The 15,723-nt window shown below is 65.1% G+C and carries 6 protein-coding genes; 2 read left to right on the plus strand and 4 right to left on the minus strand.

What is annotated here, in order from left to right; translation table 11 throughout:
- The first annotated feature begins 119 nt into the window (after positions 1–119).
- Positions 120–8,393, plus strand: a complete 8,274-nt coding sequence (locus DER29_RS13270; RefSeq protein ID WP_158619010.1) for a DNRLRE domain-containing protein — start codon at positions 120–122, stop codon at positions 8,391–8,393.
- A gap of 215 nt (positions 8,394–8,608) precedes the next feature.
- Entirely contained in the window at positions 8,609–8,854 is a 246-nt protein-coding gene (locus tag DER29_RS33890) for a hypothetical protein (protein ID WP_148710037.1), read from the plus strand.
- A gap of 120 nt (positions 8,855–8,974) precedes the next feature.
- Here DER29_RS33890 and DER29_RS36245 read toward each other — a convergent pair whose 3' ends face one another.
- The 4 genes from DER29_RS36245 to DER29_RS13290 all read right to left on the minus strand — a co-directional run bounded on the left by DER29_RS36245 (position 8,975) and on the right by DER29_RS13290 (position 15,198).
- The gene (locus DER29_RS36245; RefSeq protein ID WP_370040069.1) at positions 8,975–9,997 is read right to left on the minus strand and encodes a DUF4184 family protein; all 1,023 of its coding nucleotides are present in this window, start codon (positions 9,995–9,997) and stop codon (positions 8,975–8,977) included.
- Between the two features lie 361 nt (positions 9,998–10,358).
- Positions 10,359–11,306 (minus strand): hypothetical protein, encoded by a 948-nt coding sequence (locus tag DER29_RS13280; protein ID WP_121397629.1) that lies wholly within the window; start codon positions 11,304–11,306, stop codon positions 10,359–10,361.
- 806 nt (positions 11,307–12,112) lie between these two features.
- Positions 12,113–13,363: a S8 family peptidase gene (locus tag DER29_RS13285; protein ID WP_121397630.1), complete on the minus strand. Its 1,251-nt coding sequence runs from the start codon at positions 13,361–13,363 to the stop codon at positions 12,113–12,115.
- Positions 13,364–13,788: 425 nt separating this feature from the next.
- Positions 13,789–15,198 (minus strand): alpha/beta hydrolase, encoded by a 1,410-nt coding sequence (locus tag DER29_RS13290; protein ID WP_199729253.1) that lies wholly within the window; start codon positions 15,196–15,198, stop codon positions 13,789–13,791.
- Between the last annotated feature and the right edge of the window lie 525 nt (positions 15,199–15,723).

Here is a 15,723-nt window from a genome sequence, read left to right on the forward strand (position 1 = left end):
GGCTGGCGGTGCAGGAGAAGGCGGCGCCGGCGAAGGTGTGGCCGGCGCAGAAGCGCGTCAGGGAGCTCGTCGGTAAGCGTACTGAGCGCGGTCGTGTGTATCAGCTGTCCGATGGGCGGATGCAGGCGGAGATTTCGGCGGTGCCGCTGCACTACAAGGACGGCAAGGGGCGATTCCAGCAGATCGATACGACGGTGCGCCCGACGAAGGACAAGGGCTATGTCCAGGGCAACCGGACCAACAGCTTCGCCAGCCTTTTCGGCGACAGTTCCGATGATCTTGTGCGTTTCGAGCGCGACGGCCGCAGCATCGAGTTGGGTCTGGCTGGCGCAGCCAGAGGCGTTACGCCGAAGGTCTCAGGTTCGACGGTCACCTATCCGGGCTTGGCCGGCGGGGCGGACATCGTCTACGACGTGACGTCCACCGCCCTCAAGGAGAAAATCGTTCTGCGTCGGGCGCCAGCTGGGCCGGTGTCGTGGACGTTCACGCTGGAAACAGCCGGCTTGACCGTGCAGCAGCGTAAGGACGGGTCGATCGCGTTCGTACCTCCGTCCGGTGGCGAGCCGGTCTTCGTGATGCCAGCGCCGTTCATGTACGACGACAAGGACGACGTGTCCTCGCCGCACGGGAAGGTGTGGAGCGACAAGGTCACCCAAAAGGTGACGCGGGTGTATGGCCAGACGACGGTGACGGTGTCGGCGGACGCTGGCTGGCTCGCCGACCCGGCGCGGGTCTATCCGGTGGTCATCGACCCGACCATCAAGATCCAGCCTGTTCCGGACGACGCGCAGGACGTGGCCATCTACTCGGGCAACACCGCCAAGAACTACAACGACACGTACCAGTTGCCGGTTGGTACCGACGAGACCCAAGCGTGGCGGTCGCTGCTCAAGTTCGATGTGGCGGGCGCGGTACCGGCGAACACGCCGATCGACGACGCGCAGTTGCAGTTGTACTACTCGCAAACCCTCCCGCAGTGGGCCTACGACGTGCCGATGGAGGCGCGGCGGGTCACCACGGCATGGACCGAGGATGGTGCGACGTGGGCGAACATGAACGCCAACATCGCCGGCGCCCCGGCGGGCAATGTGGTGGTCAAGGACGACGGTGACGCCGGCACGTCCGTGGTCGGTAGTTGGCCGTCCTCGGGCAGCACGCTGACCTCGAAGGCGGTCGGTACCGACTACCGATACCACGGCAGTTCCGCCTCGACAGACACCCACACGTGGGTGCCGACGATCACCGAGTCGGGTGACTACCAGGTGGAGGTGCACTACGTCGGCTATTCCGACCGCCCCACGAATGCGCCCTACACCGTCCATTATAGCGGCGGATCGAAGACCTATCCCGTGGACCAGACCACTCCGGCGAGCGCCGGGAAGTGGGTCACCCTCGGCACCCACCCGTTCGTGGCGGGCACGACCGGGAAGGTCGTTCTCAACGGTGTGCCGGGAACGTCCGCGATCGCCGACGCGGTGCGGTTCACCAAGGCCGGCGCGGTGAAGAAGTACGCGAAGTCGAGCGTGTGGAACTCGTTCCCGGTCCGCAATCTCGTGCAGGACTGGGTCAACGGCACTCACCCCAACCACGGCTTCATGATCAAGGCGCTGGACGAGTCGACCAAGGACCGTGGTGGGCCGGTCTACGAGGCGTCGGAGTACGCGTACGCCAACGACCGGCGGGACTTCAACCTGCCGAAGCTCGTCGTGACGTACGGCCGGCCGGGGGTGACGGTCGCCCCGCCGACCACGATCACCTCGACCGGTGCGGTGCTGGGCTGGCCGGCGTATGTCGATCCGTCGTCAGGCACCGGCGACGACATCGTGGAGTACCAGGTGCACCGCAGTGTGCACCAGACGTTCACGCCGTCGGCGGCGACGCTGGTCGCGCCGGTCTCGGCAGGCACACTGACCTATCAGGACACGACGGCGGTGCCGACGGCGGCGGACAACACCAACCCGATGGCCCGGAAGTTCTACTACTACATGGTCGCGGTCAAGACCCAGGACGGGCAGCTGACCGCCGGGCCGACGCAGCCGGCGATGCTGCCGAAGGCCGGTCAGATCACCCGGATCTACCGCACCGGGGTCACCGACACCACCCTGTCGGCCGCCCGGCCCACTCAGAACGTGGACGTCTACGACGGCGACCCGTACGTCGGACCGGGTAACAACTCGACCGTCTACGGTGACAGTCGTGGTGTGGTGAAGTTCCCGACGCTGACCGGCGTCCCGGCCGACGCGCAGGTCGTTGGTGCCGAACTGCGGATGTACAACACGTACCTCTACCCCGGCAGCGACACCGACGAGTACGTCGACGTCCACCGCCTCACCCGCACGTTCGACGAGGCCACCGCTACGTGGACGAAGGCCAATGCCACCACCGCGTGGACCACGCCCGGCGGTGACTACGACACCACCTGGAAAGCCGGCTTCAACGGGTTCACCAACGACCCGGAGTGGGCGACGTGGGACGTCACCAACCCCGTGAAGGGCTGGGTCGCCACGCCGACGAGCAACACCGGCTTCCTGCTGCGCATGCGCGACGAGGCCACCGCGACCGCCCGGGCGATGCTGCTCTCCTCCGAAGGTGAGGAGCCGCTGCTGCGCCCGACGCTGGAGGTGACCTACCTCGAGCAGAGCGCCGAGTCGACCTACTACGCGGCCTCCACGCCGCAGACGCTCACCCCAAACGCCACCTACACCGTTCCGGTGACTGTGTCGAACCCGACGCTGGCGGCGTGGAACCCGACGGACTGGGAGTTGTCGTACGACTGGAAGCGGGCCGACGGCGTCACCGACGGCACGGACGCCAGCTACGAGCTGCGCACCCCGCTGCCCGCGAGCATCGCGGCGGGCGGCACCGTCGACGTCACCGCTCAAGTGAAGACGCCGCCGTCGTCGACGGAGGGCAGTAAACGCACCGAATACATCCTGCGGTGGCAGCTACGCAACAAGATCACCGGTAAGTGGCTCTCCGAAACCACGCCGATCCAGGCGCTGCCGCAGAACGTGGCGGTGGAGGAGCCGACCTCCGACCAGCTCGGTCTGGAGAAGTTCTACTCGTACGCGGGCAAGAACACCGGCGCCGGCGGCACCCTGATGAACAACCTGTACGCCGGCAACACCGTCTGGTCGTACAACGCGTTCAGCAACCCGTCACGAGGCCTGTCGACGTTCGTCCGCCTCGCCTACAACTCCCTCGACACCAGTGACACCGTCGCAGGGTACGGCTGGTCGTTGCAGGCGTCGTCGATGATGCGCCTGGGCACCCCCCTCGATTTCCACCCCAACCCGAATCCGACGAAGGTCACCCTCACCGACGGTGACGGCACCAGCCACTGGTTCACCTGGGACGTCACCGCGAACGAGTGGAAGGCGCCCAAGGGTGTGCACCTGCACCTGCAGAAGCACAGCAGCGTGGACTGTAAGCCGAACACGCAGGAGCCGAGGGCGTGGGTGCTCACCAGGCCCGACCGCACGCAGTTCTTCTACGACTGCGAGGGCTTCCTGTCCAGCACGGTCGACAACAACGGCAATGAGATGCGCTTCGTCTACGAGGAGCGCAAATCCAACAACAAGCCGACGAAGTTCCTCAAGTACCTGCTTGACGCGACCGGCCGGCAGACCTTGACGATCGACTACTTCGCCAAGGGCCAGGCGTTCGACTACATCGACGACACCACCTGGACCCGACAGTCGGGCACCAACCTGACCAACCCGAAGATCATCGACCACGTCTCGCAGATCACCGACATCTCCGGACGCAAGCTCACCTTCACCTACACGGACAAGGGCCTGCTCGGTGAGCTGATCGACGGCGCCGGCTCCAGCCAGCCGAAGACGTTCAAGTTCGCCTACGACATGACCCAGGGCAACAAGAACGTCAAGCTGGTCAAGGCTACCGACCCGCGCGGCAATGCCACCGACGTGACCTACAACTACCCGCAGACCGGTGACGACCCGAAGTGGCACTGGACCACCAAGTCGTACACCGACCGGCTCGACAACCTCACCCAGTTCGCCTACGTCGACCCGGACGGCCCGCAGGAAAACGCCGTCCACACGACGGTGACGGACGCGGAAAACCATGCCACCCAGTATCAGATGGACGGCTACGGCCGGCCCGCGCAGACAACCAACGCCAAGAACCAGGTCACGAACCTCGAATGGGACGGCGACCACAACGTCACCAAACTCACCGAGGCCAACGGCGCCGTCTCCACCTGGGCGTACGACGCCAAGACCGGCTACCCGACCGAGATCAAGGACGCCGAGGCGGTCAGGAACGGCACGTCGGGCACGGTGTTGACCTACCAGCGGCAGCTCAACGGCTACGTCGCTGACCTTACCGAGAAGACCAGCCCTCAGGGGCGTAAGCACACCTTCGGCTACGAGGCCGACGGTGACCTCGCCTGGCTGGTCGACCCGATGGGCAACACCACCACCGACCCGGACGACTACAAGACCACCTACACCTACGACGCGTGGGGCCAGATGCTGACGGCCACCGACGCCAACGGCAACACCACCGTCAACAACAACTTCGATGCCAACGGCTATCCACAGACCATCACCGACGCGAAGAGCAAGTCGACGACCTTCGTCTACGACGTACGCGGGCAGGTCACGACGGTCACCGACGCAGACCAGAAGGTCACCCAGCAAAACTACGACACCTTCGGCCGCCCGCTGGACACCATAGTCCCAGTAAAGCAGTCCGAGGGGCGGTTCATTACCACTCCCGCGCCGACGTATGACCAGAACGACAACGTCCTGCAGTCGTACGCCCCGAACGGCGCGGTGAGCACAGCGCTCTACGACGAGGCCGACCAGATCATCCACACCTTGGCCCCGGTGGACGTCGCCGGAGACCCGCAGCGAAAGACGTCGTTCACCTACGACAAGGTCGGCAACCTGCTCACCACGATCGAACCGAAGGGCAACCTCACTCCTGACGTGCCCGACGACTACGTCACCACCACCACCTATGACGCGATCTACCAGTTGACCAGCGTCGTCAACGCCGAAGGCGACACGATCAGCTACGAGTACGACAACGTCGGCAACGTCGTGACGGTGGTCGATCCGCGTAAGAACGCGACCGCCGACACCACCGACTACACCACGAAAATGGAGTACGACTGGGCGCACCGGCTTGTCAAGAGCATTGACGCGCTGGGCAAGTTCACCACCGCCACCTACGACCTTGACGGTCTGGTCACGTCCACCGCCGACCAGCTCGGCAACATCACCGAGGTCACCCTCGACCCACGGGGCAAGCCGTCGCAGGTAAGGGTGCCGCACGTCGACAACGCCGGCACGATCACCCACCGCACCACCAAGTACGAGTACGACCAGGTCGGCAACCAGACGAAGGTGATCAGCCCGCGCGGGGTGGCGACCACCAACGACCCGGACGACTTCGCCACGGTTACCGTCTACGACGAGCTGAACCGGGTGAAGGAGACCCGCACCGCGTACGACGAGGACGATCCCCGCTACACCACGGCGGACGTCACCACCTACGACTACGACAACGTGGGCCGGCTGGCGAAGACGAGCATGCCCCCGTCGACGGGGGAGACGGTGCGCAACGACACCACCTACACCTACTTCGACAACGGTTGGGCGCAGAGCAGCACCGACCCGTGGGACATCCGAACCACCTACGACTACAACGAACTGGGTGGGCAGACCCGTCGGATGGTCACGTCGGCGGGTGGTTCATCGAACCGGACGATGACCTGGACATACTTCCCCGACGGCAAGCTGAAGACCCGCGCTGACGACGGCGTGCCGGTCGGCAAGCAGGTCGTCCTGGTCGACAACTCCGACTTCAACAACACCACCGCTACCGGGCAGTGGACGGCGGCGACGACACCGGATACCGGAAAGTACGGCCACAACTACGCCACTCGCCCCGCAGGCACCGGTACGAACGTCTTCACCTGGCAGTTGAACGTGCCACAGGCCGGCACGTACGAGGTGTTGGCACGTTACCCGCAGGTCAGCGACGCGGCGACCGACGCGAAATACGCGGTCGCGCACAACGGCGGCAACACGGCGAAGAGCGTCAACCAGAGCACCAACACCGGCACCTGGGTCAGCCTCGGCTCGTACAGCTTTACCGATGGCAACACCCACACGGTGTCATTGTCGGATCAGGCCAGCGGCACGGTTGTTGCGGACGCGGTGAAACTGGTTCGCGACAACTCCGGGGACACCGACAGCGAGAAGCACGACTACGCCTACCAGTACGACCCGAACGGCAACCTAACCACAATCACCGACTCGTCACCGAACGCCCGCGTCGACGCCTACACCGTCGAGTACACCGGACTGAACCAGGTCCAAAAGGTCATCGAACGCGACGGCGGAACCATCAAGAACACCACCGAGTTCGCCTACAACGAGAACAGCGCCCCGCTGACCACCACGCACGACCGGCAATGGGCCAGCTACGCCTACGACCCCCGCGACCTGGTCTCAACGGTAATTAACGGCAAGTCCGAGACCGATCCGGACAAGAAGACCACCACCTTCACCTACACCGACCGGGGTGAAAAGGCGACCGAGGTCAAGGGTAACGGCAACACCGTCGACTACACGTACTACCTCGACGGGCTGCTCAAGACTCAGGTCGAGAAGAAGCCGAACGCGACAATCGTCTCCCAGCACACCTACACCTACGACCTCAACGGCAACCGCGCCCGCGACGTCGCCAAGAAGATGAACGCCGACAACCACGCGGCGTACCTGAACACCACCAGCGACTACACCTATGACCCCCGGGACCGCCTGTCCACGCTCGTCAAGACCGGTCACGGCGCCGACACCGAAACCTACATCCACGACGCCAACAACAACGTCATCAACCAAACCATCAAAAACACCACAACCACCTTCAACTACGACCGCAATCGACTGCTCACCGCCACCACCAGCGGCGGGACCGCCTCGTACAACTACGACCCCTTCGGCCGCCTCGACACCGTCACCTCCGCGGGCACGGTCATCGAACGGAACATCTACGACGGCTTCGACCACATCGTGGAGAACCGCAAGGGCACCGGGGCGAACGCCACCACCACCCGGTTCGCCTACGACCCGCTCGACCGCACCACCACCAAGACCACCAACGCCGGTGCGGCGGACGAGAAGACCACCACCTTCAACTACCTCGGCCTATCCAGCGAGATCCTGGACGAAGAAGTCGCTGGCGAACTCACCAAGTCGTACCAGTACTCGCCGTGGGGTCAGCGACTCTCACAGGTCACCCACAACGACGACGGCACCGAGGAAGACGCCTACTACGGCTACAACCCACACACCGACGTCGAGACCCTCACCGACGACACCGGCAACACCAAGGCCACCTACGGATACACCGCCTACGGCAACAACGACGACACCCACTTCACCGGCATCGACAAACCCGACGCCGCAGACCCGACGAAGGAGGCATACAACGCCTACCGGTACAACGCCAAACGTTGGGACCAAGGCTCCGGTACCTACGACATGGGATTCCGAAACTACAACCCCGGCCTCAACCGATTCCTCACCCGAGACAACTACAACGGTGCCCTCTCCGACATGAACCTCGGCCTCGACCCCTGGAACAACAACCGCTACGCGTTCGGGGGAGGTAATCCCATCTCAAACGTCGAGATCGATGGGCACGGGTTCACTGACTTCGTTGCTGCGGGAGTGGCGATGCTTGCCAACGCCGCTGAGTCCGTGGGAAAGACTTTGCTGGGCGACGACGTCAACGTGCCAGGTGACCCGATCGCTGAGCAACTCGCGTACACCGACACGGTCATCCAGGCGTCCAACGAGGCAGGGGTGGACCCTCAGACCGTCATGGCACTGCTGCTCAAGGAGGGCAACATCCGTGCCCTGGGTGGGGATGCAGCGAAGGACGCGGAGCGGCTGCAGATCGGACTTCATCAGCGGGGTCTGTATCCGGCGGGCGGAAAGCCTTCGATCGGTATGGCCCAGATGCAGGAGGGGACGTTCGACAAGACCAAGGCGAACCATCCTGAGATATTTGCCGGCCGGGAGTGGAGTGAAATGGTCGATGATAACGAACTGGCCATCACGGCAATGGCGTACCATGTAAAGGATCTGCAAGCCGAACTCGCGGCGGTAGGGAACAGGTCGAGCCTGCGGACTGATGAGCTTATAGCAGTCGGTTACAATCAGGGTGCGAAAAACATGCTGGAGTTCGCGACCAGTGGCCGAGCGCCGAACCCTGAATCGGCAAGTGATGCGGAGAAATATCTAAATGGCCAAGACGTCCGCCCGGGCTATAACTTCTTCCGTCAGGTGGCGGCCTACGGGATGTCCCTTGGTCCGGCGGAGGCATGCGCCCAATGCCTGATCATGTGAGGGCGCTGTCGGGGCGGCGGATCATGTCGGCATTGTTGCTGGTGACGTTGCTGTGGTTAACAGCATGTCAGACCGCCAGACGCCCCAGCGAGAGTGTGCAGCGATGCGCCCGAGGGCTCACCGTCGACGGGTATGCCCAGACGCAGCCGTACGAGGACCGGACCTGGTTGGAAGTCGGATTCATTGGCCCGGCATCAACAAGCGGAGCAGAGAAGGTGAAGCTCGATCCGGCCGGGAAACTATCACTGGCACTGGTTCCGCAGCGGCCGAGTGGGCCGTATGTGGTGATCGCCGAAGGTGAGGTGCGGTTGGCGGCCGACACCTGCTCTATCTCGGTAGAGAAGTTGAAACAGGGTTTAGAACCGCCAGGGCACCTGGGCATCTCACCAGAGCAGTCGGCTGCCGTGGCTGGCGGGGAGAGCGAGTTGATCATCTTGATGATCGGCCCGGAGACGATCTGACGGGCACTGGTTCCTGGCATGCGGTTCGGAATGGTGGGGTGCGTACATCGAGGTACGCACCCCACCGCCGTGGTCGGCATCTTGTGTTCGGCACCGGGAGTGGCCTGGGAGCGCCGGCGATCAGGGCCGTTTTCCATTGAGTCGATCGCTGCGCCTACGGGTCGAAGCGGTTACGCAGACGCCGCCGGCTAGCAAGGAGAACGCCAGTACATGCAACAGTCGTACGCCCGACGCGGCGACATGGCGGGAGGCCGGTAGTTGCGGTAGCACCATTACACCGAGTGCGAGTGTGGTCGCTCCGACCGAATAGAACACTGCTGGCCACGCCGGCCGCCTCTGGTCTACGGGCGTATGTAGACGCGGGACATGGCGCGCCAGTCCGACGACGACTGCTCCCCCAATCGCCGTGCTGGTCAAATCCGATACGGTCCACCAATGCACGCCGGTGGCGGCGTACCAGTCGACGCCGAGTGCGCGTAGCCAGCCGTCAGTGTGGGTGAGGAAATCCCAGCCGAGGTGACTGGCGGAGCCCAGTAGTGCGGAGGCGATGGTGACCCACCAGCGGTGCCGGACCGAACTGAGCATGGCATATTCGGGCCAGTGGAAGGTGGTACTGGCCGGCAGGTGCGGGGCGACCACGGCGGCGCACTGGCGGACCAGCCAGGCGTATACGAGTGCCACCGGGAGGCACCACCAGAGCAGGCCAGTCACCGTGTGGGTGCCCGCGACCTCCCACCGAGTCCCCATCAGTAGGTACGCCATGTCGGGCGACATCGCCCCGGTGCACAGGGCAACGCCGTCGAACCACCTGGGCCGCCAGAGTTTCAGCGGTAGCACTACAGCCAGATGCGAGGGGAAGGTTAACGGCACCCAGCGGAGGCTACCGCTCCCTGACCGCCGCGCACATCCTGCTGCCGCCGAACGCAGATCTCGCGGGCCTGACGCTGTCGTTTGGTGCTCCGGTGGTGCTCGGACGTTCGGCACCCAATCAGCACGGGCGCGACTGTTCCAGCATCGCAGCGGCCCTGCCAGCCGTCGTCGGCGGCGGCCTGTTGAATGCAACGCCTGGACCAGCGGAAACGAAAAGCCCTCCGTGTGGACGGAGAGCCGCTGAACCAGTACGTTATAGGAGTCTAAGCTCACGATAGAGATATTTTGCCCGGTTCCGACTACGGATCAGAAGGTTAGGGGTTCGAGTCCCTTCGGGCGCACTTCACGACCAAGGCCGTGACCAGCGGAAACGCTGGTCACGGCCTTGATTGCTTCTGCGTGCTGGGACGAGTCTTCCCAGTATTTGCTGGTGCTCCTGTGATGCTCCGTTGTCGCTGTGCTGTTTCGGCAGGGGTCCGTGTCGGTCTGAGCTGTCCCAGTCGTTTGCATGTCGGCTGGTCTGGATCATGGTCGAGGCGCCGGTGCGTCAGGGCGCAACCGTCGTCCACTGCGGTTACGGCTGTGGATCTTGCCATGAGATGTTGGCGCTGGTCGGTATTGATCCGGTGCCGTCCTACGTCTGGTACCAGGGTTCGCCGCAGCGCTGCCCCGGTAGCTCGGACCGACCGGCGGCGGCCGTTCCGTCCACTCGCGGCCTGCGGGCGACCGGACGAAAGTGCCAGCCGGGGGTACGGCGCAATGCGGCACCGATCTCGTCAAGCACCTCTGTCGGTACCGGCGTCCTCGTTGTCGGGTCAACGAGACTGCCGAGAAGCTCCCTTGTGCTCTGCTGGAGCTCCCGACCAAGCTCGTTACGCTCGGTGCGGATCCGGTAGCGGCGGCTTACCGTCGCGAGCAGCAGGCACGCGGCAGTGCCGACCCCGATCAAGAGGCTCGGAGCCAGCCGTCCGGCCGGAACGCCCGTCGCCATCTGGCGGATGCAGAACACCACCAGCGACACCGGCGGCAAGAGGGCCAAAGAGGTGACTACGACCAGCCACCGGCGTTCCCGGCCGAGTGCGGCGCGCCAGCCGCCGTCGTTGAAGGTGGCGAGCCGACAACCAATGCGGTTTACCCGCAACAGTTTGATACGCATCGCCTCGCGGGAACGCAGGTCGGGTTGGATGGATTCGGTCAGCATGGCCTTGGCCCCAGCCACCACTGTTCGATAGCGGACCTTCGGTGTCAGACGGTTATAGCTGCCAGCGGCGTATCGCGAGAGGTACCAGCCGGCCAGCCCCACTCCGACCAGCACCCAGAAAAGACCCTGTGCGCCACGTTCGCCGCCGGCGTCGCTGGTCAGGTTGATCCCGTACGAGACGGGAATCTGAGCCACGACGGTGGCCAGGGGAATCGCCGCCGCCGACACCCAACGATCCTGAGGAATCCCGTGCCACCGACGCTCCAGACGCCACAGCACGGGCAGTCGGGCAAGCCACCGTGCCAGTTCGGCCGCGCCGAGCAGCACCATCACCAGCGCCGCAGCCACCGTAGAGATCGTCAGATACTGGATGACCAACACACCAGCCGTTCTCGTCAGAGCGGCCCTCGGCGGGCCGTACCACACCGCGCTGGTGCAGCGTAATCAATCGGCAACCCGGTGTGAAAGCCGTCCATGACGGTGTCTGCGACATCGGCCGCCCACGAAGGCAGAGCGGAGCCTCTCCGGTGGCAACCCGTATAGCGGCGTACGCGGGATCAGCGTGCAGAGCGGCTACGTTTTCGCCGTGGGCGACGTGATGGAGGCGGTGCGTGGGCCTCGTGACCGCAAGCTGGACGACGTCACCGCTGCCGAAACCGGCCCCTGGAGAGGTTCGTCGGGACAACTACGGGGACCCGCAAGAGAGTTCGAGGACGTGGATCGGGCGGCGCTCCGATGTGCTCGGACGTTCGGCACCCGATCGGCATGGGCACGACCGTTCCAGCATCGCAGCAGTTTCACCGCCCGCCGACCGTCTCGGCCCGTTGAGCGCAACGCCTGGACCAGCAGAAACGAAACAACCTCCGTTTAGGCGGAGGACAGCTGGATCAGTACGTTATGGGATTCTCCGGTGGTTTCGGAGATGTCTTGCCCGGTTCCAACTGCGGATCAGCAGGTCAGAGGTTCGAGTCCCTTCGGGCGCACTTCACGAACAAGGCCGTGACCAGCGGAACGCGGGTCACGGCCTTGATTGCTTCTGCAGGTCGGGGCAGAGCGTCCCAAGCATCGATCTTGGTTCGTGGAGTGAGCAGTCGGTCGGGGCGACTCGGACCGGCCCTACGCGGCCTGCTCGCTCCGTTTCCGATGCGAGCGGCTGACCGCGTGGGCCGGCCGGTGACAGGGCCAGGTCAGAGCGCCGGGGACAGGTACAGGAGACGGTTGGGCGAGCCGGCCCCCGGGTTGATCACGACCGGGCTGGCGACGCTGAACAGGTAGCTGGCCACCTGGGCCGGTGTCCAGGACGGGTTGTTGCTGAGCACCCGAGCGGCGACGCCGGCGACGAGCGGCGCGGCGTGTGAGGTGCCGCTGATCGTCTGGGTCGCGGTGATCGAGTTCCACCAGGCCGACGTGATGCGGTCGCCGGGAGCGAAGATGTCCAGGCAGGGGCCGAAGTTCGACCAGCTTGCCCGGTTGTCGTTCGTCAACGTCGCGCCTACGGTCAGCGCGGCTGGCACCGACGCGGGTGAGACGGTGCAGGCGCTCACGTTCGAGTTGCCGGCCGGAACCGTTACCGTGATGCCGTCGGCGACCGCGTTCGTCACTGCGGTGTTGAGCGCGACGGTGGGGCTGGTCAGCACGCCGATGTTCGCCACGGCCGGCTGCCCGGCGGAGTGGTTGGCGATCATCCAGTTGATCCCGTTGATCAACATCGACAGCGTGCTCGGCAGGGCGCAGTCGAACACCTTGACCGCGACCAGCACAACGTTCTTGGCCGCCCCGTAGGTCGTCCCGCCGACGGTGCCGGCGACGTGGGTGCCGTGCCCGCTGCAGTCGTTGGCCGGGAGCGCGCCGTCGACGGCGTCGTAGCCGTACACCGCCTGGCCGCCGAAGTCGACATGGCTGATCTGGATCCCGCTGTCCACGATGTACGCGCGGACGCCGGTCCCGACACTGGTGAAGTTGTAGGTACCACTGAGTCCCAGCGACGCGTCGATCCGGTCGAGGTTCCACGGCGCGTTCGTCTGGGTGGTGGCCAGGCTGATCAAACGGTCCTGCTCCACCACCGCTACCGCCGGGTCGGCGGCCAGCCGGCGGGCCACCAGCTCTGAGGTCCGCACGGAGAAGCCGTTCAGCGCGTCGCGCCAGACCTGGTCCGGGCGGAAGCCGTACCGGTCGGCGAGGCGGGACACGCCAGCCTGCCGATCGCCGACCGTACCGCCGCTGTCCTTGAGGGTGACCACGTAGCTGCCGGGTACGGGGGTGGCGTTGCCGGTGCCGATGATCTCGCCGGTCGTCCCGGACCGCGGATCGGTGGCGGGTGTCGCAGTGGCCGGTCCGGCAGCCACGGTGAGGAACATGACCGTGGTGGCGAGCGTGGCCATGGCGGCCGTCCCGGCTCGACGCTCGCGGGCGAAGATCGTGTGGCGGTGGAATCTCATCTCCCAGCCTCCTTTGTCCCGGCCATTCCGGCGGGCCTACGACGCACCGATTGAATGGTCCGAACGGTTTTGCTGGATCGTACAGCCGATATAAGGCCGGATTCCATGGTCGTATTCGTGAATACAATCGATAAAGGTCTTTTCCAGCGTGGAGTGAGAAGAGTTCTGGCTCGATGTATCAGGGCTGCTTCTGGGGCCTCGACTACGGCTTGCTGCTGTCTGCGGGGCCGTGGTCGGCCTCGTCCTGGGCGCGGCCCCGGGCCTCGTCGAACGTGGCTGGGTCAGAGTCCGATGAAACTCCACTGCCTTCGCTCGGGGAGCGACCTTGTTTCTTCCGCAGCGGACTCAACGGCACCGGAGGGCTCCGCCCGGCGGTCGCCAGGTGGGGCCTCCGCGCGGAGCCACAGAACGTTGACGGACAGACCTCAGCGGCGCACCGCATGCAGTGGCGCACGCACCGCTCCATCGTTGACCCGCAGAGACATCGCCTGCGGCGACGTTGCGGTCGGGACAGGCTGCGGCGGGGCGTTGCAGGTCACGTCAGGTTGGTTGCCGGGCTTGCGCTGCGGCAGCTTGCCCGTCGCGAGGTAGTCGGCGATGGCGCTGATGATGCACGGGTTGCCGTTGAGCGAGTTGACGTGGGTGGTCTGGCCGACCTCCGCCAACAGCGAGCCGTTCGGGAAGCGGCGCCGCGCCTCGAGGCTGCCCTCGAAGGGCGTGGCCGCGTCCAGCGTGCCACTGACGAACAGCACGCTCTGGACCTTCGAGCCGTCGACTTCGACCGGCTTGGAGACCTTGCCGGGCCAGAAGAGACACGGCGCGTTGTACCAGGCGTTGTACCAGGTAGCGAACGGTGCGCTGCGGAACGTGCGCCAGTTGTCGCGCCGCCAGGTGTTCCAGCTGTGCGGCCACCGGGCGTCGGTGCACTGCACCGCGTTGTAGACCGCGTAGCCGTTGTCGTTGGCAGGGCGGAAGGAGTTCTCGTACGCCGCGACCAGCAACTCGGCGTCGGGGTCGTTGACGGCGTTGGCGAACAACTCGGCCAGGGTCGGCCAGATCCACTGGAAGTAGCCGGCGTACATGAAGATGTCGGTGAACTCGGCCGGGCCGACGACGCCGCCGGCCGGCGCCCTGCGCAGGTTGTTCTGCACCGCGTACCACCGCTGTCTGACCTGGCCGGTGGTCTTGCCGAGGTGGTAGACGTCGTCGAACTTCGCCACCCACTCGAACCACATGCGCAGGTTGCGTTCGAAGTTCACGTCCTGATCCAGGCCGGTCAGGTACCAGACCTTGCGGGGATCGATGTTGCTGTCGAGCACCATGCGGCGCACCATCTTCGGGTGCAGCGTGCCGTACACCTGACCGATGTAGGTGCCGTAGGAGACGCCGTACAGGTTGACCTGGCCGACGCCGAGCGCCTTGCGGATCGACTCCACGTCCTTGACCGTGTCAAGCGTGGTCATGTGGTCCAGCAGCGCGCCGCCGGCCGCCCGGCAGGCGTCAGCGTAGTTCTTTGATCGGTTGAGCCAGGTCTGCTCGATGTTCCGGTTCCACGGGACGTACTCCGGGCGTGGCCCGTCGAAGTAGTCGTTGTCGCAGGACAACGCCGGCACACTGGAGCCGACGCCACGCGGGTCGAAGCCGATCCAGTCATATGCATTCCCGACGCTGGTGGGGACGCATTCTGCCGGCGACGTGCAGAGCCCGGAGTTGCCGGGGCCACCCGGAAGGGACAGGATGACGCCCTGGTAGTCCTTGGCGGCTACCGTCGACCTGATCCGCGAGACGGCGATCTGGATCTTCCTGCCGTTCGGCCTGCTGTAGTCCAGCGGCACGTCGAGCAGGCCGCACTCAGCGCCGACCCCTTGCGGATCGGGCGTCCCGCAGGGTTTCCATGTGATCTTGCCGGCCTTTGCCGTGTCCGCTCCGGGCGCCGCTGAGGCGCCGTTCGCCGCAGGTGCGACTGCCACGGCCGCCGCGGCGATGAGGAGGGCGAGGCCCTTCGCGATCTTCCGATCCACAATTCCCCCTCATTGCAGAACTGGTCGCGCTCAGGAATTGGCTCGAGCCGAACAATGGAACGCTGCCCCGTTTCGGGTATGCCAGGCGCGCAGGGATTGCGCGGGACTCATCCCCCCCACCCGGACAAGACCCACTGTAGACCGCAGATCAGGACGGCAATTCTCACAGAGTGCTGTGAGGGTAACCGAAAACAGGTCATTCACATGGCTCTGCCTGCGGCCGGGTCAGGGCTCGGTGCTCGCGTCCCACCTGGCCCAGCCATTGGCACCGCCCACCGTGGACGGCGCGCTCGCTCACCTGGAGCCGTTTATAGCCGACGGCCGCGAGCCGCCGCCTCG

This window comes from Micromonospora sp. M71_S20 (assembly GCF_003664255.1).
Classification (GTDB): Bacteria; Actinomycetota; Actinomycetes; order Mycobacteriales; family Micromonosporaceae; genus Micromonospora.

What these genes read in the sequence shown, in the direction of transcription:
- DER29_RS13285 (WP_121397630.1), bottom strand. Translation starts at nt 13,363, where the DNA reads ATGAGATTCCACCGCCACACGATCTTCGCCCGCGAGCGTCGAGCCGGG.
- DER29_RS13270 (WP_158619010.1), top strand. Translation starts at nt 120, where the DNA reads ATGCAGGCGGAGATTTCGGCGGTGCCGCTGCACTACAAGGACGGCAAG.